Origin of the sequence: Spongorhabdus nitratireducens (genome assembly GCA_947387575.1) — a bacterium.
In the GTDB taxonomy this organism is placed as follows: Bacteria; Pseudomonadota; Gammaproteobacteria; order Pseudomonadales; family Endozoicomonadaceae; genus CANDOC01.
The window spans coordinates 30,904-51,889 of record CANDOC010000001.1; the positions used below are offsets into that span (position 1 = coordinate 30,904).

The 20,986-nt window shown below is 51.1% G+C and carries 16 protein-coding genes; 9 read left to right on the forward strand and 7 right to left on the reverse strand.

Annotated features, from left to right (window positions below; translation table 11 throughout):
- Nucleotides 1-36 precede the first annotated feature (36 nt).
- Complete coding sequence (lexA, locus tag ACYZZ0_RS00165) at nucleotides 37-630, reverse strand: transcriptional repressor LexA (protein WP_461534540.1); 594 nt, start codon at nucleotides 628-630, stop codon at nucleotides 37-39.
- 474 nt (nucleotides 631-1,104) lie between these two features.
- Between lexA and ACYZZ0_RS00170 the strand changes: the two genes are divergently transcribed.
- The 6 genes from ACYZZ0_RS00170 (at nucleotide 1,105) to ACYZZ0_RS00195 (ending at nucleotide 6,220) form a co-directional block, all read left to right on the forward strand.
- Complete coding sequence (locus ACYZZ0_RS00170) at nucleotides 1,105-1,803, forward strand: TetR/AcrR family transcriptional regulator (RefSeq protein ID WP_461534541.1); 699 nt, start codon at nucleotides 1,105-1,107, stop codon at nucleotides 1,801-1,803.
- An 87-nt stretch (nucleotides 1,804-1,890) separates the two neighbouring features.
- Nucleotides 1,891-2,937 carry a beta-N-acetylhexosaminidase gene (nagZ, locus tag ACYZZ0_RS00175; protein ID WP_461534542.1) on the forward strand — a complete coding sequence of 349 codons (1,047 nt, stop codon included), beginning with the start codon at nucleotides 1,891-1,893 and terminating at the stop codon, nucleotides 2,935-2,937.
- Complete coding sequence (locus tag ACYZZ0_RS00180; RefSeq protein ID WP_461534543.1) at nucleotides 2,912-3,997, forward strand: mechanosensitive ion channel family protein; 1,086 nt, start codon at nucleotides 2,912-2,914, stop codon at nucleotides 3,995-3,997. Before nagZ ends, ACYZZ0_RS00180 begins: the two co-directional genes overlap by 26 nt.
- Nucleotides 3,998-4,156: 159 nt before the next feature.
- Nucleotides 4,157-5,356, forward strand: a complete 1,200-nt coding sequence (locus ACYZZ0_RS00185; protein ID WP_461534544.1) for a PP2C family protein-serine/threonine phosphatase — start codon at nucleotides 4,157-4,159, stop codon at nucleotides 5,354-5,356.
- A 73-nt stretch (nucleotides 5,357-5,429) separates the two neighbouring features.
- Complete coding sequence (locus tag ACYZZ0_RS00190; protein WP_461534545.1) at nucleotides 5,430-5,768, forward strand: STAS domain-containing protein; 339 nt, start codon at nucleotides 5,430-5,432, stop codon at nucleotides 5,766-5,768.
- Entirely contained in the window at nucleotides 5,765-6,220 is a 456-nt protein-coding gene (locus tag ACYZZ0_RS00195; protein WP_461534546.1) for an ATP-binding protein, read from the forward strand. Before ACYZZ0_RS00190 ends, ACYZZ0_RS00195 begins: the two co-directional genes overlap by 4 nt.
- Before the next feature lie 55 nt (nucleotides 6,221-6,275).
- Here the strand turns inward: ACYZZ0_RS00195 and ACYZZ0_RS00200 are convergent, their stop codons facing one another.
- From ACYZZ0_RS00200 to mfd, 4 genes are all read right to left on the reverse strand, one after another.
- Nucleotides 6,276-7,778, reverse strand: a complete 1,503-nt coding sequence (locus ACYZZ0_RS00200) for a hypothetical protein (RefSeq protein WP_461534547.1) — start codon at nucleotides 7,776-7,778, stop codon at nucleotides 6,276-6,278.
- A gap of 137 nt (nucleotides 7,779-7,915) precedes the next feature.
- Nucleotides 7,916-9,334, reverse strand: a complete 1,419-nt coding sequence (locus ACYZZ0_RS00205; protein WP_461534548.1) for a DEAD/DEAH box helicase — start codon at nucleotides 9,332-9,334, stop codon at nucleotides 7,916-7,918.
- Nucleotides 9,335-9,625: 291 nt separating this feature from the next.
- Complete coding sequence (locus ACYZZ0_RS00210; protein ID WP_461534549.1) at nucleotides 9,626-10,570, reverse strand: CsiV family protein; 945 nt, start codon at nucleotides 10,568-10,570, stop codon at nucleotides 9,626-9,628.
- Nucleotides 10,571-10,593: 23 nt separating this feature from the next.
- Nucleotides 10,594-14,070 carry a transcription-repair coupling factor gene (gene mfd / locus ACYZZ0_RS00215; protein WP_461534550.1) on the reverse strand — a complete coding sequence of 1,159 codons (3,477 nt, stop codon included), beginning with the start codon at nucleotides 14,068-14,070 and terminating at the stop codon, nucleotides 10,594-10,596.
- A 380-nt stretch (nucleotides 14,071-14,450) separates the two neighbouring features.
- On the opposite strand from mfd, the gene ACYZZ0_RS00220 reads away from it, so the two are divergent.
- Nucleotides 14,451-15,836, forward strand: a complete 1,386-nt coding sequence (locus ACYZZ0_RS00220; RefSeq protein ID WP_461535420.1) for a glyceraldehyde-3-phosphate dehydrogenase — start codon at nucleotides 14,451-14,453, stop codon at nucleotides 15,834-15,836.
- 160 nt (nucleotides 15,837-15,996) lie between these two features.
- The gene (locus ACYZZ0_RS00225) at nucleotides 15,997-17,871 is read left to right on the forward strand and encodes a hypothetical protein (RefSeq protein WP_461534551.1); all 1,875 of its coding nucleotides are present in this window, start codon (nucleotides 15,997-15,999) and stop codon (nucleotides 17,869-17,871) included.
- 97 nt (nucleotides 17,872-17,968) lie between these two features.
- Here the strand turns inward: ACYZZ0_RS00225 and ACYZZ0_RS00230 are convergent, their stop codons facing one another.
- Together ACYZZ0_RS00230 and ACYZZ0_RS00235 are read right to left on the reverse strand one after the other, a co-directional pair.
- Nucleotides 17,969-18,793: a Cof-type HAD-IIB family hydrolase gene (locus ACYZZ0_RS00230; RefSeq protein WP_461534552.1), complete on the reverse strand. Its 825-nt coding sequence runs from the start codon at nucleotides 18,791-18,793 to the stop codon at nucleotides 17,969-17,971.
- A gap of 426 nt (nucleotides 18,794-19,219) precedes the next feature.
- Nucleotides 19,220-19,525, reverse strand: coding sequence for a hypothetical protein (locus ACYZZ0_RS00235; protein WP_461534553.1), 306 nt, complete (start codon nucleotides 19,523-19,525; stop codon nucleotides 19,220-19,222).
- A gap of 127 nt (nucleotides 19,526-19,652) precedes the next feature.
- On the opposite strand from ACYZZ0_RS00235, the gene ACYZZ0_RS00240 reads away from it, so the two are divergent.
- Nucleotides 19,653-20,984, forward strand: coding sequence for a Na(+)-translocating NADH-quinone reductase subunit A (locus tag ACYZZ0_RS00240; protein WP_461534554.1), 1,332 nt, complete (start codon nucleotides 19,653-19,655; stop codon nucleotides 20,982-20,984).
- The last annotated feature ends 2 nt before the right edge of the window (nucleotides 20,985-20,986 follow it).

Here is a 20,986-nt window from a genome sequence, read left to right on the forward strand (position 1 = left end):
GGGTGTTGCTGTAACAAGTGCTGTCTGCTCGCACTATCAGTGACGGATTACACCGACACTCAAACCTTCAATAATAAAATCCCCGCCTTCTACGACGATGGTTTCAAACTCTTCATTTTCCGGGTGGAGCAGAATGGTCCGGCCCTGTTTTTCAAACCGCTTTACGGTTACGTCGTCGTCCAGCCGGGCAACCACAATCTGGCCATTGCGGGCTTCACGAGTGCGATGCACCGCCAGCAGGTCACCATCAAGGATGCCGGCATCTTTCATACTCATGCCTTTAACCCGCAGGAAGTAATCGGCTTTGGGGCTGAAGAACTCCGGGTTCAGCTGGCAGTAGTCCTCGATATGCTCCTGAGCCAGAATCGGTGAGCCGGCTGCAACCTGACCTACAATAGGAAGGCCCTGATTTACGGGTTCAGGGATGCGAATGCCACGGGAAGTACCCGGGGTGATTTCAATGGCACCTTTGCGGGCGAGGGCGCGCAAATGTTCTTCGGCAGCATTGGGCGAGCGGAAGCCGAAGGTACGGGCTATTTCAGCCCGGGTCGGAGGAAAGCCGCTTTCCTCTATATGCTGCTGTATCAGTGCCAGGATCTCAGCCTGGCGGGGTGTCAGTCGGTTTTTCATGATGGTCTGGGTTTTTATACAGTGTACTGTGATTATATACAGGTATTACAGGGCTGCAACCTGTATATATTGCCTAAGACTTGATTTCTACTACTCCTTAGGGGCTGTTGACAATTAGACATACGACCAGCCGCTCATGGTTTACGCCAGGTTAGGCGCGAACTGTGCGGTGTGGTTATTCCACATAAACAGTGAGCAACGCGGCATGGCGTAAACCATGAGCGGCCCTTCGGGTTCATCACACAAGCCCTCATGCCGCGTTGAACGACTTGAACATGGAACCACCATGCCCTTCGCCGTTCGCCTTACCTGAGGGCTTGTGTGATGAACTGGTCGAATGTCTAATTGTCAACAGCCCCTAAGACTGGCAGGATTGCGTAAAATATTGAAGTGAAAGCAGAAACAGGCGTTTAACTTGACATAGCTCAATAAATAAACGATTGTTTCAAACAATCGTTTTATCGTGTAGCTCCAATGGCTAGTTCCAATAATCACTCCAGTACTCGTACCAATACCCGTTCAAGCACGGTCAGCCGCATTCTGGATGCTGCCGAAAACCTGTTTGCCCAGCACGGTTTTGCCGAGACCTCTTTGCGCAGCATCACCAGCCAGGCTGGTGTTAACCTTGCTGCTGTTAATTATCACTTTGGTTCCAAGAAAGAGCTGATTCAGGCAGTGTTCACCCGCTTCCTCGATCCGTTCTGCCAGCGTCTGTCAGAACGGCTGGATGAGTTCGAAAACCGGGGTAAAAACGAGCAGCCAACACTGGAAGATATGTTGCACCTGCTGGTTGATGAGATGACTGCAGTACCGCATAGCACTGCCCAGCTGGAAACGTTCATGCGACTGCTGGCGCTGGCCTATAACCAGACCCAAGGGCATTTGAAGAAATATCTCGAGCTGACCTACCGCGATGTTTTCGAGCGTTATATGAAGTTGTTGATTGGCGCGGCTCCGACCATGCCGGCGGTTGAAATTTACTGGCGGATCAACTTTATTCTGGGCGCGTCACTGTTTACCATGTCGGAAGCACCGACATTGCAGGCGATTGCTGAAAGGGATTATGGTATTCAGGAACCGCTTGAAAGTGTCATGCGCCGTATGGTGCCGTTTATGGCTGCCGGTATGCGTTCAGGACAGGTTCAGCTGGGTCAGGCTCTGCAGCAGGATTAAAGCTGGCTTCCGATTCGTTGGCAGCTGGTAGCTTACGTTAAAAGAACCCAGCCTTTCCCGGATGCTTTTCCTGTAATGGATACTGCCATGGATCACGGAATCCTGATGCTCGATCTCGAGGGCGAACGCCTGACCGCAGACGAGCAGACATTATTGCTTCACCCCTGTGTCGCAGGGGTGATCCTGTTTACCCGCAATTACTCCAACCCGCAACAGCTCACCGAACTTGTTGAGGCTATTCGCAACTGTTGCCCTGAAGCCCTGATTGTGGCTGATCAGGAAGGTGGTCGGGTACAGCGGTTTCGCGATGGTTTCACCCTTATCCCGCCTATGGGGCGTTTTGGCCAGCTCTATCATCAGGATGAGACGGAAGCACTGAACCTTTGCAGTGAAGCCGGCTGGTTGATGGCTTCTGAGCTGATCGCCTGTGATATCGATTTAAGTCTGGCGCCGGTGGTTGATCTTGACCGGGGTAATAGCCGGGTCATTGGTGACCGCGGATTTGATATTGATCCCGGCGTGGTGGCGATTCTTGCCGGTGCCTTTGTGAATGGAATGCGCGAAGCAGGTATGGCTGCCTGTGCCAAACATTTCCCCGGTCATGGCTGGGTTGATGCCGATTCCCATGTAGAGATTCCGACCGATCTGCGGGATTTCGCCAACATTATGATGTCTGATCTCAAACCGTTCAGGGAAATGGTCAGTCTTGGTGTTGAGGCGGTGATGCCGGCTCATGTCAGTTATCCGGCCTGTGATCCGAAGCCGGCCGGCTTTTCAAAATTCTGGCTGCAGCAAGTGTTGCGGGAACAGATCGGTTTTAAAGGTATTATCTGCAGCGATGATCTTAGTATGACAGCAGCCGGGCTGGCCGGTGACTATGCCGGGCGGGCAAAGGCTGCGCTGGATGCCGGCTGTAATTTACTGTTTGCCTGTAACAACCGGAATGGCTGGCTGCAAATTCTGGAGTGGCTTGAAGAACAGTCCGGATATGTCGGGGCGGCTACTGACAGTCTGCGTCATCGTCACCAGACTGATCGAACTTCTTTATCACAGTTACAACAACATCCGCGCTGGCTCGCCTGTCGCAATGAACTGGAGCGCAAGCTGAATGGAGCAGATACAGTCATTAAGTGAGAGTCTGGGTATGGGTAGCAGCTGGTTTTATCAGCTGGTTATTATTCTCGGACTGACGCTGGGCGGCCATATTGTAGCCCGGGTTATGTTGTCGCGGCTGCTGCTTCATGCCCGGCAGACAACAACCTTCTGGGATGATGCTCTACTTAAGGCTATTCGCAAGCCGCTGGTATTACTGATCTGGCTGATGGGGATGGCATGGAGCGCTACGGTTATTCATGAATTGTCGTCTGCTCCGATCCTGGCTGCGGTACCGGCGATTCGGGATGTGCTGATTATTGTGCTGCTGGCGTGGACCGTAGTGCGCTTTATCAAGCAGGTCGAGCGTCAACTGTTAAAGACCGATCTGACTGGCAAAAAGACCGATGCAACAACAATTACCGCGATAGGCCGCCTGCTTCGAATCTCGGTCATTATTGTCACCGTGCTGGTGGTCATGCAGACGCTGGGATACAGCATCTCGGGTTTACTGGCCTTTGGTGGTATTGGCGGTATTGCGATCGGCTTTGCAGCCAAGGATATGCTGGCGAATTTTTTTGGCGGGTTGATGATCTATCTGGACCGGCCTTTCAAGGTCGGCGACTGGATCAAATCACCGGACAAACAGATTGAAGGTTACGTGCAATATATCGGTTGGCGCCAGACGGAAATTCTGACTTTTGAAAAGCGTCCGCTATATGTCCCCAATGCGACCTTTGCCAGTATTTCGGTTGAAAACCCGTCCCGAATGGAAAACCGGCGGATCAAGGAAACCATTGGCTTGCGTTACCAGGATGCAAAAGTAGTCTCTCCGATTCTGGAGGAAGTCAGAGCATATCTGGATGCCAATGAAGCCATCGATAAGAACAAGATTGTCATGGTGAACTTCACCACCTTCGGTCCATCATCACTGGATTTCTTTATCTACTGTTTTACCTGCACCACCGACTGGAAAATCTATCACCGGGAAAAGGAAGCCGTGTTGCTGAAGGTGCTGGAAATTATTCACCGTCACGGGGCAGATGTAGCGTATCCCACTACAACGCTTGACCTGCCCGGTAAAGAGGTGCTTCCGGAATAGAGTCTCAGGGGGGTGTTTTTGTCACAGCAATGCAGTTTATACTGGATAAAATAATCACTGCCTGAATGAAACAACAGCGGCCAGGACGGCCGCTGAGCTTATGGCAATAAATAACAACACACTGTTTTAGCCATCATAAAACAAACCAGGGAAGGCTTGATGCGTGTACTGATCGCGGAAGATGCCAAAGACCAGCGGCTGTTGCTGAAAGCCCTGCTGAAAAAGCAGGGCTATGATGTTGTCGATACCGAAAACGGCGCCGAAGCCCTGCAAGTGCTGCAGGAAAACCCGGATATCCGGCTGGTGGTCAGTGACTGGATCATGCCGGAAATGGATGGCCCGGAACTTTGCCGCAAAGTCCGCTCGGACGCTTTTGACCGCTATGTCTATGTGATCCTCCTGACCGGCCATGAAGACCAGGATGCCTTTATCCAGGGGCTGGAAGCCGGGGCCGACGACTTTGTTCACAAACCCCTTAATGCTGATGAACTGAGAGTTCGCCTCAAAGCCGGTGCCCGTGTTGTAGGGCTGGAGCAACGGCTTGATGAGCGGAACCGCCAGCTGGGTGAAAACCTCGAACAGCTAGAAGCCGATCTGAGGCTGGCAGGGCAGACCCAGATGTCACTGCTGCCGGAAGCCGGGTGTCTGCAGGGTGTGACCATGGAGTGGTTTTTCCAGCCCAGCCGGATTCTTGGTGGTGATATGTTCGGCTACCAGGAGCTGGATGAGCAGCATATCTGCTTCTATCAGCTGGATGTTTCCGGGCATGGTATTCCTTCCGCACTGTTCTCCTTTCTGTTGCACCATATGCTGTCGGATACAGCCGGTAGTGATTCGTTGATCAAACAGGCTACCAGTCACCCGCCGTATTATCAGATTATGCCGGCCCCGTCAGTGGTCGAAGCTCTGAACAGTCGTTTTCAGGCCAGCCCTGATCATATGATTTACTTCACCATTGCCTTCGGGGTGATGAACACCCAAACCGGTATTGTGGAGCTGGTACAGGCCGGTCATCCGCACCCGTTACTGATTCGCAAGGCAACCGGAGATATTATCCGCACTGGCAAGGGTGGTGTTCCGGTAGGCATGATTGAGGGCATCACCTATGAGGCAGACTGTATTCAGATGCAGCCGGGAGACCGGCTGTTGCTCTACTCCGATGGTTTGATCGAATCCAGTAACCCGGAAGGTGAACAGTACTCGGTAGAAAAACTTGAAGCGTTACAGGCCAGTGTTGCCGGTAAGGAACTGAAAGAGGCTCGGGATATTACCGAGCAGGCATTGCATGACTGGTGCGGTGATGACCGGTTTGATGATGATATGACATTCCTGATGCTGGAATGGCAACCGGATAGTTGATTATAAAAGACCTTAAAAAATGGAATTTAAGGCAGCTAACACAAAAGCAGATTACAAAAATAAGGAGACAGGGATGCCGTTTGAAAACAAAGCTGAAGGCGACTGGACCGTTGTTAAAGTCACTGATATGCGTCTCGATGCCGCTCAGGCCGAACCCTTCCGCAAGCATGTACTGACAGAAATTGATGCCGGTCAGTCACAGTTTGTGATTGATCTCGAATCCGTAATTTTTATGGACAGTAGCGGGCTGGGTGCGCTGGTGGCCTGTCTCAAACAACTGGGTGGACAGGGTGAAGTACGACTGGCCGGTGCTGGCGGTGCGGTTAAGGATCTGTTCGAACTCACCTCCATGGACAAGCTGTTCAAAATGTTCGACAACGTTGAGGCCGCTCTGGCCGGAGATGGCGCATGAGCAGTGAGTACAAACTGTCGATGGAGATAGACAGTGACCTGACCCAGACTGCTGTGGTCGCCATGGCCATGCGCGGAGCCTGTGCCCTGATGTCGGTTGATGCCAGTGAAATCAACCGGATTGAACTGTGCCTGGTAGAGATTGTGAATAATGCGATCGAGCATGCTTACGGTAACGAGAAAGGCCATCCGGTTCGAGTCAGTCTGCTTCTGACAGATAGTAAACTGACGCTGGAAATACAGGACCAGGGCAAGACTTTTACCAATGCCGAAGAGAAGCTGAATGCGCCACCGCCGGAGCCGGATCCCAATGACCCTTCAACCTGGCTGAGCAGCGGGCAGGGGGTGAGTATTGTCAGCCGAATGATGGATGATGTCAGCTACGACTCCGGTGAAGGCTGGAATGTGATGACCATGAGCCGTATTTTCAAAAAATCCGAGCCAGACAATTGATGCCTTTACTTGATGCTGCAAGAGTAACTGCTTGCAGCATCACTTCTTCGGAGTTTTACAATCTCCCTGCTGCCTGCAGTCTCTGATAAAGCCACCCGCTGTCGTCCAGATTCTGACTCAAGCCAACAATGCTGGTGGTTGATCCACCTCCCCACATAATGGCGAAGACATTACTGTCCAGCAGTTGTTGCCAGTGACTTTGATGCCAGTTATAGACGCCGTCAATACAGCCATCCTTTCCTGAACCTGATTGCGGACAGGTAATCAGATACTGCTGCACAGCGGGGCTGGAGACATAGTAGTCATGCTGTGGATTGGTAAACTTCGACGCCAGAATGTATTGCTGCACATTAGCCAGTTCCAGCTGGAGTTTGCTGTCTCCAAGAATATAGTCCGGTGCAGTTGAACCATGGTCGGTACGCGGGTCAGTATCTCCGGTGATCTGCAAATGACCGCCGGGAATCTGAAACAGCATAACCGGCAGCTGGTTAAAATTGTGACTGATGCCGCTAATAAAGCTGAAGTAAATATGCCAGGCGGGCGCATTATAGAGATAACCGTTATTAATGCCGGCGCCTTCCAGTCCCGGATCCCAGCAGTCCCGCTCCCATTTGTCGAAGGCAATAAAGTGCGGTCGCCAAGGGTTGTTGCTGTTATAAATATTCAGGCTGGAAAGAAAGCCGGTTTCGATCTCTATGTGATGTTTGAGAATATCTTCGCTTCCAGCTTCGGCCGCTGCCTTGTGAAGCCAGCTATGGGCGAGGGGATCGCCGGCCCAGATATTATCCTGCCAGCCAAAAGCAACATCGGGAGCCAGAGTACGGAGCAGCCAGTTGATGGCATTGAGATAAAGACCAAAGTTGGCTTCATCGGTAGCCAGCGACTCCGGTATTTCAGGTGCTGAAGTCAGGAAACCATCTCTATGTAATTCTTCAAAAGCCTTCTTTAGTGCGGAGGCGACAGTTATTTTGATGCTCTTGTAAGCAATCGGGCAGTACTGTGGCTGACAGCTTTTATGGACTTCTCCGAGCAGATCGGGATTAAGAATAAAGGTGGCGGGTACGGGGTGGGTGTCATCCTTGCGACTCTCGGCTACCTGAGCAATACGACACAGATTATAAAACCGTTGCCACAGGTTATTCGGGTAATCGGTGTTCTGCCCCAGGTCAATGGCAATGGCATCAGCACCGCTGCTGCCTCCGGCGGTATAGATAACAATCACCGGCATGACCCGGCTGTCACCACCATAAGCGGCTTCCAGTTGGCGGCTTTGTTCAATCAGATTAATAGTTTTGAAAGGCTTGCTGACTTTCTGCAGGTTATAGCTGTCATTACCGCCACCGGCAGCATACGTGAACACGGCTTTAACCGGACGCTTTTTCAGCTGCTCGAAATTAAACTCACCGGCTCCGGTACTGGCGCTGGATACCGAGCCACTGGTGATACCACTGTTTGCCCAACCGGGAACATTGTTGTTACCGCTTCCGATTGCCGCCGTTGTTATAAATAAAACAGTGAAAACCAGAACATACATGAGTGATGATAATGATCTTTTCATGACGATTATCGAGCAGTATGAACGCAATAGCAGGAAGGAGTTGCTTAACTTTAGTTCAGACTTTACATGGAAGCCCTCGTTTATCAGCGCTAACTGGCAGTGCTGATAAACGAGGTCGAACAAACCCTTAATGATGGTCAGGGGCGTTTTACAATCGCTCTCTTGCGTGGAGTGCGCCCTTTCTGTTCATTTGCAGGTTTATTTCTCTTTCTGGCCGCAGGCTTTGACTCCGGTTTTTTTCTGCCGGAATCCTGTTTGCTCATCCCGGGCTTTTGAGTCCGTTTTTTAGATGATGGTTTACGGGCAGGCTTCTTTTCTTCGACTCTTTCCTGACGACTGCCTTTTTCGGCAATGTTTTGAGTCTTTTTGGGCTTCTTGGGTTTCTTTGCCTTGCGGGGCCTGATGCGTGTTTCCGGTACTGTATTGACCGGGTGATAGCCCTCCAGAGGGCGGCGCTCAATATGCTCCTGAATCAGGTTTTCAATATCAAACAGCTGCTTAGCTTCATCCGCGCAGACCAGAGAAATCGCTTGGCCTTCTGCGCCCGCCCGGCCTGTACGGCCAATGCGATGAACGTAATCCTCCGGTACATTCGGCAGATCGAAGTTCACTACTTGGGGAAGCTGGTCAATATCCAGACCCCGGGCTGCGATATCCGTAGCAACCAGGGCCTGAATAGTATTACTTTTGAATTCAGCCAATGAGCGGGTTCTGGCGCCCTGACTCTTGTTGCCGTGTATGGCTGCAGCAGAAATACCGGCCTCGTTCAGTTGCCTGGTAAGCCGGTTTGCACCATGTTTTGTCCGGGTAAAAATCAGAACCTGGTTCCAGCTATTCAGCTTGATCTCTTTGATCAAGGCATGTGGCTTCTGTTTTTTATCAACGATGTGAATCCACTGCTGTACTGTTTTTACGGTTGAGTTGGGTGGCGTAACAGAAATTTCGACAGGATTATGTACTATCGTCTTTGCCAGAGCCCGAATGTCGTCAGAAAAGGTGGCTGAGAACATCAGGTTCTGACGTTTTTTGGGAAGCACCGCCAGTATTTTTCGAATGTCATTAATAAAGCCCATATCCAGCATGCGGTCGGCTTCATCCAGCACCAGTATTTCCAGCTGCTTAAAATGCACTGCTTTTTGATTATATAAATCCAGCAAACGACCTGGTGTCGCTACCAGCACATCGGAGCCCCGGCGCAGCTTCATCATTTGTGGATTGATTTTCACACCACCAAACACGACATTTGATTTCAGGTGCAGGTATTTACCATAAGTTTCTACGCTTTCTGCAACCTGGGCAGCGAGCTCCCGCGTCGGGGTGAGAACCAGAGCTCTGACTCCGTTGGAACCGGCCTTTGATCCCTGACTTAACCTTTCGAGAACAGGCAATGTAAAGCCGGCGGTTTTTCCGGTTCCGGTTTGTGCCGCAGCCATAACATCCAGTCCTTCGAGTACTGCCGGTATGGCTTTGGACTGGATTGGCGATGGTGTTTCATAACCCTGTTCTGTAACGGCATTGAGAATAGGGGCGGACAGCCCGAGGGGGGCAAATGTCATAGGGTAAACTCGTAATTATCGCTTTTCGGTAAAGCATGAAACCGATTAATCGGTAGGGTTTCAGAAGGTGCAAATAGTTCAATATACAACCAACTGCTCATGATTCACGTCAGGCAGGAATAAAAATTATAGGAAAAAAGGTTGCGGGAGCTTACAGCAATGAATTGCTTCCGGGTATAGCGGGTTTAATTCAGAAGCCGAGCGGCTCTGCAAAATGATAGACCTTGGTGCTGCATAGTATTGAGGCAGATTTCTGACTCCGGGGGCGGTTACCCCCGGGAGTCGTATTCTTTAAAGGCCATTCGGTTCAAAAATATCGGAGGCCTTTTCATCCACCGGAATTTCAGCCAGAGGCGGCTTCCATGGTGTCAGTTTCACCAGAATGCCAAAGACCGGGCTGTCGAAATAGGTGATTTCACTGGTACGGACAACCCGCTGGCTGCCACTCACCCTGAAATGTCTCACCATCTGAAAACCGTCATCCGGCATGGCATCTTTCTGTTGTCCCGGTGGCAGGCTCATTTCTTCATTGATATCAGCCAGAGTCTGTGGCGGAAACTGGTTTTCTGCCATTTTATCCGGTTGGCTGAATGGCATGGCTACCGGCTCAAACTGGCGTAGCCAGAAGTCAGCATCAACATGAAGATAGCGTTTATTGCTGACCTGAATTGTACCGCGCAGTTCACGCTTGGTTCCCCAGTTTTGACCACCTTCCAGTAAAACCGGTAGCGATTCTCCCTGATCTTTCAGGGCCACTCGCCAGGAATAACGACCCAGCAGGGGATAGCTGCCATTGCTGGCCAGCCGGTCTGCAACCTGATTTAACTGCCGTTCTTCTGCGGGCAGGCTGATATAGGGCTTGAACAGCGTAGCAGCAGTATCAGCATTACGGCGGGGAGTTATTGCCAGTGGAAGACCATTGTCGTCAGCACCCTCCGGATTGCGGAAAATCAGGGGATCCAGCTCCTGAATGGATGGCTCCGGTAGCTGTTGCTGCACCCGGGTAAGACGAATAGCACCCTGATGGATTTCCTCTGCTGTCAGAGCGGGCCAGGCTTCCGGTGAGTCATTGACCGGATTGCGAAAAACCAGCACATCAACCTGATACCAGTTAACGGCTTCGGCCGCTGGGGCAGAGGGTTGGGTAGCGGCACTGACCGAAGATGATGTGGCCAGCGCTAGCCCCAGCATCAGTCCCGACAGTAAACCTGAACGATTGCAACGGTTTGATTCCATTGGTTCTGTAAATCCCTGCAAGGTTATCTGGCCAGCTGCTGCAACAAATCCCTGAGCGCACTGATCCGGCGATCAGCATCCGGCATGGGCAAACTGTACTTCATTACCGTGGCCCCTTCCAGTCGGAACTGACGGGGCTGAGATTGTACCAGTTGCACCAGTTTCATCGGGTCAATACTGGTTTCAGGGCTGAATTCCAGCTTGCCACCTTCGGTGCCGGCATCAATCCGGACAATGCCGAGCTTGTCTGCCAGCAGTCGCAGTGAAGCCTGACGCAGCAGATGTTTGCTTGGCTCCGGCAACGGCCCGAAACGATCGACCAGCTCTGCCTGCATATCCTGCAGTGCATCATCATTTTCGCAGCCGGCAATACGTTTGTAGATGATCAAACGGGTATGGACATCGCCGACATAATCTTCCGGCAGCAACGCCGGAATATGAAGATTGATTTCGGCACCACTGTTCAGCGGCTGGTCGAGGTTTGGTTCCTTGCCTTCCTTGATGGCTTCAACCGCACGTTCCAGCATTTCCATAAACAGGGTGAAGCCGACGCTCTGAATCTGGCCGCTCTGATCATCACCCAGCAGTTCTCCGGCACCACGGATTTCCATATCGTGAGTTGCCAGGGTAAAGCCGGCACCCAGCGTGTCAGACTGGCTGATCGCGTCCAGTCGTTTTACGGCATCACTGGTCATGGACTTTGGATGCGGTGTTAGCAGGTAAGCGTAAGCCTGGTGGTGAGAGCGTCCGACCCGGCCGCGAAGCTGATGCAACTGCGCCAGGCCAAACTTGTCGGCACGGTCAATAATAATGGTGTTGGCGCTGGGAACATCTATACCGGTTTCAATAATGGTGGTGCAGACCAGCACATTGAAACGTTTGTGATAGAAGTCGGACATGACCTGTTCCAGCTCCCGCTCACGCATTTGGCCATGGCCTACAGCAATACGGGCTTCGGGTACCAGCTCCTGCAAATCAGCCGCCACCTTTTCAATGGTTTTGACTTCATTGTGCAGGTAATACACCTGACCACCGCGTAACAGCTCACGCAGAATCGCTTCCTTGGTGGTGGGCTTGTCACTCTGGCGAACAAAGGTTTTGATAGACAGTCGTCGTGCAGGTGGAGTGGCAATAATCGACAGATCCCGCATGCCGGACATGGCCATATTCAGGGTACGGGGAATCGGGGTTGCGGTCAGAGTCAGAATATCCACTTCTGCCCGCATCGCTTTCAGGGCTTCTTTCTGGCGCACCCCAAAGCGATGTTCTTCATCGATAATCAACAGTCCGAGGTTTTTAAACTTCAGATCACCCTGCAGCAGCTTGTGGGTGCCGATCAGAATATCGACCTTGCCTTCATTAACCTGTTCCTGCAGTCCGCTGACCTGTTTGGCGGTACGGAAGCGGGAAATAACATCCACCTGAACCGGCCAGTCGGCAAAACGGTCGCGGAAACTTTCATAATGCTGCTGGGCCAGCAGGGTGGTGGGCACCAGAACCGCAACCTGCTTGCCGCTCTGAACCGCAAGGAAAGCAGCACGCATGGCCACTTCGGTTTTACCAAAGCCGACATCACCACAGACCAGTCGATCCATCGGTTTGGCGGTGGTCATATCACCGATAACTGCGGAGATAGCGGTTTCCTGATCGCGGGTTTCCTCAAACGGAAAGGCATTGGCAAAGGTGTTGTATTCCATATCCGGCATTTCAAAGCCGAACCCTTTGCGGGCCTCGCGGCGGGCGTAAATATCCAGCAGCTCTGCTGCGGTATCCCGGGCTTTCTCCTGCGCCTTGCACTTGGCTTTGGTCCACTGTTCGCTGCCCAGTTTATGCAGTGGCGCCAGTTCGTCATCGGCTCCGGTGTAACGGGCAATCTGGTGTAGGGAAGAAACAGGAACATAAAGTTTGGCTTCGTCGGCATACTCCAGCATCAGGAATTCTGCCGGCTGGTTATCCACGGTAATTGTTTGCAGGCCACGATAACGACCCACACCGTGATCCAGATGAACCACCGGCGCACCGACCCGCAGTTCGGTCAGGTTGCGGATAACCTGCTCGGTAGAAGTATCCTGCGTCCGTTGACGTCGCTGTTGCATGACCCGGCTGCCCAGCAAGCAAGCTTCGGGAATAATGATCCAGCCCTGTTTTGGCAGCCACAGACTTTGTTCCAGCGGAGCAATGGTCAGTCCGGTCAGGATTTGTTGTTGCTGGAAGTCATGCCAGCTGTCAGAGGCTTCAGTGCTGATACCGTTTTGTTGCAGCAGCTCTTCGAGGTTTTCCCGGCGCCCCGGGCTTTCTGCGGTGAACAATACCCGCAAAGGTTCATCAGCCTGCTGCTGATAAAGTTCAAGAAAGGCTTCGAGGTTTGCCAGCGGAGCCTCCGCGCGGGGATTGGCCTGAACATCGGTCAGTTCCTGCTGCGGCAGATTAAAGCGTCCTGCTTTTTCCTGTTGTTCGTCGGCCGTCAGGGACAGGCGCGGATAGTCTCCCAGCTGACTGAATAGTGATTCAGCAGGGATAAACATCTCATGAGGTGCCAGCAGTGGGCGCTCGGGATCGACCCGGCGGTTTTCATAACGCTCGTTAATATCCTGCCAGAAAGTATCAATCGCCTGATTCAATTGATCTTCGGTCAGAATCAGGGTGTTGCGGGGCAGGTAGTCAAACAGGGTGGCGGTCTGTTCAAAAAACAGTGGCAGGTAATATTCAATACCACCGGTTGGCAGGCCTTCACCGATATCCCGGTACAGTGGTACCTGGCGATAGTCCACATCAAAGCGGTCACGGAACCGGCTGCGGAAAGCCTTGATGGCTTCCTTTGCCATGGGAAATTCCCGTGCCGGTAACAGCTCAATGCTGTCACAGGGATCATCCGAACGCTGGGTTTCCGGATCAAACCGACGCAGTGAGTCGATCTCGTCATCAAACAGATCGATCCGGTACGGATGTTTGCTGCCCATGGGGAAAATATCGATCAATGAGCCGCGAACACTGAACTCGCCATGTTCGTACACAGTATCCACGCAGCGGTAACCGGCCTGCTCCAACTCGGTACGCTGTACATCGATATCAAACTGGTCACCTTTGTTGATCACCAGACTGTTGCCGCGGACATAATCTTTGGGTGGCAGTCGGTGCATCAAAGTGGATACGGGAACAATCAATACGCCGCGTTGAGTCTGGGGCAACTGATACAGGGTCAGCAACCGGCGGGAAACAATATCCTGATGTGGTGAAAAGGTATCAAACGGCAGGGTTTCCCAGTCAGGAAAGGCCAGCACATTGATATCACTGCGGTGGGAGAGATAAAATCCCAGCGTCTGCTCAAGCCGTTCGGCTGCCCGTGGGGTCGAGGTGATTACCAGAGTCAGGCCGTCACGCTGATTCAGTATCTCACTGACAAGATAATCCAGTCCGCCACCACTCAAATTGCCATAAACCTGCTTGTCACCGGCACGGGAAGGCAGTTGCAGTGAGTCTGCTCGGGTCTGATTCAACATGATACCTGTCTGATTACCAGATTAATAAATGAACAAGGCAGGGATTTTAGCCTTTTGCAGCAAGGCCTGACCAGTAAACCGGACAAACAGCAGGCTGTTAAATGTGATTGGTTGATGTTATATTTTGCGCGCTTTTGTTGGTTTGTGTTCGCGACCGAAACAGCCTTAAGCGGAGGATGCCGCTTGCCCGCAATAATGAAGATGTCTGGATAGCCTTAGGGGGTGACATTTTCATATAAAAAAGGGCCCATAAAAAGGTCGTGAGCCAGGCGAATTACTACAACTGTCGGAGCAACCGGCAGGTTTTATATAGTCAGGGGGTTAAAGTGACTCAGGCATGTCTGAATGACTGGATGGAAAGGGAATCACTGGCAGAAGCGATGATTCCACTGGTCGGCAAGCTGTACCGTGAAAATCAGGTTGTCACTTCCATTTATGGTCGTCCGGTAATTAACCGCTCCGTTATCGATATTCTGAAAGCACACCGCTTTGTTCGCCGGGTGCAGAAAGAAGAACTGTCCGTTCATGATACTCACCCGATACTGAAAGTTCTGAGCGAACTGAACCTGGGCCCGGCCCGAATCGATGTTGGCAAGCTGGCCATCGCTTTCAAAAACCAGGATGAAACTGCCAGCCTGGAAGACTTCCTGCGCAAGGAACTGGCTGATGTTGTTGACCAGCCTAAAGCTGAGCAGCCGGAAGGTCAGGACGTGGTACTGTACGGCTTTGGTCGTATCGGTCGTCTGATGGCGCGCATCCTGATCGAGCGCAGCGGTGGCGGCAACGGCCTGAACCTGAAAGCCATTGTTGTCCGTAACGGTGGTGCCAAGAGCGATATCGAAAAGCGTACCAGCCTGCTTCGTCGTGACTCCGTACACGGCAGCTTCCGCGGTACCCTGAGCGTTGATGAAGAGAACGGCTACATCATCGCCAACGGTGTCAAGATCAAGGTGATCTACTCCAACTCTCCGTCTGAAATCGATTACACCCAGTACGGCATCAACAATGCCATCGTTGTCGACAACACCGGCAAGTGGCGTGATGCTGAAGGTCTGAGCCAGCACCTGAAGTGCCCGGGTGTAAGCCGTGTTGTTCTGACTGCGCCGGGCAAGGGCGAAATGAAGAACATCGTTTACGGTGTTAACCACAGCGAGATCACCCCGGAAGACCAGATTATTTCTGCCGCTTCCTGCACCACCAACGCTATTACTCCGGTACTGAAGGCGATCAACGACAAGTACGGTGTGGTTAACGGTCACGTTGAAACCGTTCACGCTTACACCAACGACCAGAACCTGATCGACAACTACCACAAGGGTGACCGTCGCGGCCGTTCTGCAGCACTGAATATGGTTCTCACCGAGACCGGTGCGGCCAAGGCTGTATCCAAGGCGCTGCCGGAACTGGAAGGCAAGCTGACCGGTAACGCGATCCGGGTTCCGACCCCGAACGTGTCCATGGCGATTCTGAACCTGAACCTGGAAAAAGAGACCCAGGTTGAGGAACTGAACGATTACCTGCGTGAAATGTCCCTGTACTCCGACCTGCAGAAGCAGATCGAGTACGTGAAGTCTTCCGAAGTTGTTTCTTCCGACTTCGTAGGCTCACGTTATGCCGGTATCGTTGACGGTGAAGCCACTCTGGCCGACGGTAACCGTTGCGTACTGTACGTGTGGTATGACAACGAGTTCGGTTACAGCTGCCAGGTCAACCGCATTCTGCAGAGCATGTCAGGTGCGATGCATCCGGCTTTCCCCAAGAAGTAAAACGCTTGCGGTGAAATAAGTTGTGAATGCAGCCTTGAATAATTCAGGGCTGCATTTTGTTGTTTGCTTGAAACCCTCTCCTTCGATACATCTGATCTTTATTTCAGCCGCTTGAGCTCCGGGCTTGGTCTACATTTACCCAAACAGATAATGAATGCTCATGGCAGCCTCTCTTGCAGGTTGTATTGAGCTAACAATAATCAAGCTGAAAACAAGCGCCTGTATGACTTTAAAAAAAGCTACCGTACTGGCATTTTTTTCATTCTGTATCTTGCCCGCAAATGCTATGTGGCCTGAGCCAACCTTGTCCTGTGCCGAATATGGCAAACAGGTTAATCCTGCCGCACTTTCTCCTCTTCAAAACACCTGCTGGCATAACCTGGAAGAATTGCTTAATGCCGATGGAAGTGAGCAGCAGGTAGAAAAGGCCAGCCAGCTAAATGTCTTTTGTTATTCTCTCGAAGTCCCCGTGGATATCTATGGTCGGATCTATGCTCGTGGTCATGATTTGTCAGAGATTGTGATTTTTACGATAAAGCCACAACAAAAGCAGTTCTATCCAGCGAAAGGTATTTCACCTGCTGAGACAGGAACATGGCAGCGTCTGGTTAAGGGTAATCGCTGGGGGTTTGCGATAAAAAACACAGAAGTGATTTTTGAGATTGGCCCCGATATTTGTTTGCTGTCAGGAAAAGATGGGATAAAAAGTTTTCAGATTCGAATCGGTCAAAAGAGAAAGCCGGCCAATAAGTCTGTCACTTTACATAAAGCATTTCCAGCTCAAGAAGTAGAGCTGAATGACATAGGTTCAAGATCTTCTTTGAACTTAACGGCGACTCACCTGACATTGCCATTAAAGTATCAGGGAAAGGTTTTTTGCTTAACTCTGGATTTCAGTGAGGGCAAGGTGCTGCTTACCCCTCCTGATTATAAGAAAGGAACTGATTACTCGTTACCCTCTGTTTCATGTGATGTAGGAGAACCGGATGTTGTTGCAGGATTCAAAGTCAGCAGAGGCATGGCCTTAACGCGGGTATCACTCTATAGCAGGCAGATCGAATGGCTGGGTATCATTCCGGACAGTGCACTGAGCACCTTGATGGAGGGCGGGCAGGGTGCTTTTGTGATGTTCTTTGAAGCAGGCGTAATGGATGGCTGTCATTTTTATACTGTGTCCAGTAAAGGCCGAATATTGAAGCGAGCTCTAAAACTGAAATGTTACAAGAGCTCTGGCAGTTCCCGTTTTAATCTGGATTTCCTCAATGATTGTGCTGAAAGTGATAGCGATGCCGAAGATGAAAATCGGAGCCTGAAGCGTCGTGCATTACCTCTGGACACTGGGGGCGACAATGAAACAGGGCACAGCAAGCGGTTTAAGGCTGGTACCGGGATGGAATTGCCAGAAGATATAGAAAGGGTAAGCACACAGCTACCAACTAATGCTGTTCTTCTAGAGCAGGATTTGAAAGCAGCAGGCATAACGCTTGATGATGCTCTTGTGACGGAGCGTTGTTCCTATGGTGAGTCTGCGGGTGATGGCATTAAACCGTTTGTGAGTGAAATTAACTGGCAAGCATATGAAGCAGTAAAAGCACTGCTGGTTCAGAGTCATAATCTGTCTGCAGTACTGAGTGATGAAAGCAATACATATGTACAATGGATTGACTCATTGCTCTACCGGGTGACGGGTGCTGATGGTGCCAGGAAAGCCAAAGGTGAAAGTTATAAATTCGATACCGTTTCAGCTTTTGAGCCCTATGTGATTTACAGTTTGCTGTATCAGCTGTTTGCGTATCATAAAGCGCTGGCCTGGTTTATTGGCAGGCATCTGCAGGTCAGAGAATTAATGGGGTGCTCATCAGAAGAAATGGAACTGGTGGAGTGTGATGCCCGGAATCTGTGGCCGGATGTGCAAGCGGAGGAAATGTTGTTTGAACGATGGGGGCAATCGATATCTGTAGGGGCTTTTAATAAACTCAGAACAGATAAAGCATCATCTCTGGACGAAAAACAAGAATCTACTTCTCAGAAATAGTGCATGATTAAATCGAGATAAATTACACCCTTCAACCCGCTCTATCTTGCTGGTCGGATAGAGCAGGAGCGGTTTAAAACACTGAGCTGGCGGTCAATCAATGAACTGGGTGCAGATCTTTGAGGCCATACGTTTGAGTCAGGTAACCTGCAACAGCACTATGGGTATTTAATCCCGTTACCTCAAGCTCAGGCAGCCGGTCACGCAACCGCTGGTGGCTGTTACCCATAATGACGCCTTTACCGGCAACGGTAAGCATCTCTACATCATTCATGCCGTCACCAAAGGCGATAGCATCCTGCAGCGAAAGACCTTTCAAGCTCATAATTTCCTGAAGTGCATGGCCCTTGTTAACCCCGGGCGCCATGACTTCCAGAATGGTCGGAAGGGAAAAAGCCAGGCTGACGGTATCACCAAATATTCGCTTGATGTCCTGCTCAAGAGGTAACAGGTCGTCATGGTTGTCTGCACAGAAGAACAGTTTGATGACCTGGTTAGTGGGGATGGTATCAAGATCCTGCAACTGGTAAGCAAACCCGGTTTTACTGTGAAACTTCAGCAGCTCTTTCTGTTCCTGCTCTACAAACCACTGGTCTTCGGCATAGACATTGATGTAAACCGATCCTCGATACTTTCTACCGGCTGCGATCAGACCTTTGACAGTAGCGGATAAGATATTGTGACGGACTATAAATTCACCATCGGGGTTGAGCACCCGGGCTCCGTTGGAGGTGATGGTATACATATCAATGCCAAGCTGTTGCCTGATGCTTTCAACATCCTGATGGTGGCGACCGGTGGCAAAAATAAACCTGACACCCTGTTTATTAAGCTGACGAATAACCTGCCGGGTTTCCGGTGTCAGCTCATGTTTTTCATTCAGAAGGGTGCCATCAAGATCGGATACAACAACCGGGTACATGCCTGTCTCCGCGGGGGAAATAATGAAGACTGATTATCCGGTTCTGGTTGTAGGTGGAACAATAAGAACAATTACAACTGGTATTGGATAAAACTCTACCACGGCTTAAAAGTTTTAAGCGCGTTAAGAGATGACAGGATCGGGCAGATATACTTATCGTCAATATTCACAGTTGTCCTGCTGATAAAATCCTGTATAAACGTCACCGAAATGTTACCGACTGTATTGTTTGAGAACATTTTGGAGATCTATGAGCTGGTACATAAGTTCAAATAACCTCGAAAGCACCCCTGCACCTGCTATCTGTCGGATTATAAAAAAGTTTCCAAGTCTTTGAAAAATAGATCTGTATCATTGCGCGGTATCAAAATCCATGCCGCAGATTCTAGGTAAAATCCGAACGGGGATTGAGACAAGTGGCAAAATTTAGTCTTGATCTTTATAATGGCGCGCGTTTATGAGTGTTGCCTGCTTTGTAGTAGGTGTAATTCGGGTATTTTGCCGGTGTAGCCTGCTGGTTTGTTGCTGTAAAGACCACATCAAGATGAGTCGCCAGTAATAAAAATGTGTTTCAGGTACTTCCGGGAAATGGTGGCAGGCCAGCTCATAGACAGCCATGAAAAGTGGTAACCGGTTTTTGTTGCCAGGTTTTGTTGCCAAGTGTAGTGAAAACGGTTTTTTGATGGCGATCGCTGAAGCCGGATGCCAAGGGTGGGCATCAGGTAAAAGCATAATGAGGGTTTGGTCTAACCTTTCCGGCAGCCATGAGGAACATACTGTGAAGCGGTCTCGGACACTAACCGCAAAACTGCTGACAGTATGGTTATTCGGCAGAATGTTAAATGACTAGGCAGAACACATGATAGAGATCAAACGGGGCCTGGACCTGCCTATTGAAGGCGCGCCCGAGCAGACCGTCACCCCCGCGCGCGAAGTGCGCACGGTGGCCGTGACCGGTGCTGACTACGTGGGCATGAAGCCGACAATGGCGGTTGCAGTAGGTGACCGGGTAAAACTGGGACAGCTACTCTTTTCAGACAAAAAAACAGAAGGCGTAAAATACACCTCGCCTGCAGCCGGTACCGTATCCGCCATTAACCGTGGCGAAAAGCGGGTGCTGCAGTCAGTTGTAATTACCCTTGAAGGAGACGAAGAGGAAACCTTCGAATCCTGGTCAGAAGACAAGCTCGACGGTCTGGACCGTCAGCAAGTTGAAGACAATCTGGTCAACTCAGGACTGTGGACTGCACTGCGGACCCGTCCTTTCAGTAAAGTACCGGCACCGGGCAGCAAGCCCAATGCAATCTTTGTAACCGCAATGGATACCAATCCGTTGTCTGCTAACCCGGAAGTGATTATTTCCGAACACGCAGAAGACTTCGCTAATGGTCTGCGGGTACTGGGTCGTCTGACCGACGGTACTGTTTACCTGTGCAAGGCACCGGGTGTCAGCCTGCCACAAGCGGGAGCCCGTGCTGAAGAATTCGCCGGTCCGCACCCTGCGGGTCTGGCCGGTACTCACATGCACTTCCTCGAGCCTGCCAGCAGCAAGCGTATGCAGTGGTCTGTAGGTTACCAGGACGTGATTGCCATCGGTAAGCTGTTCACTACCGGTCGCCTGTGGGTTGAACGTGTGGTTTCCATTGCCGGACCACAGGTTAATAAACCGCGTCTGGTGCGTACCCGTGTGGGTGCCAGCATTACCGACCTGGTTGAAGGCGAACTGAAAGCCGGTGAAAACCGTGTTATTTCCGGTTCCGTATTTGGTGGTCGTACCACTATCGAAGGTTTCACCTGGCTGGGTCGCTACCACAACCAGATCAGCGTACTGGCTGAAGGTCGTGAGCGTCCGTTGCTGCACTACTTCACTCCGGGTGTGAACCGCTTCTCGGTAATGCCGATTTACCTGTCCAAGCTGGCTTCCAAGCTGTTCCCGTTCACCACCACTACAAACGGCAGTGAGCGTGCAATGGTACCGGTTGGTTCTTACGAGCGTATTATGCCGATGGATATCCTGCCGACCCAGCTGCTGCGTGCGCTGATCGTGGGTGATACCGATACGGCGGAAAAACTGGGTGCGATGGAGCTGGATGAAGAAGATCTGGCACTGTGTACCTTCGTTTGCCCCGGCAAATACGAGTACGGTCCGATCCTGCGTGACAATCTGACCCAGATCGAGAGAGAGGGGTAAAC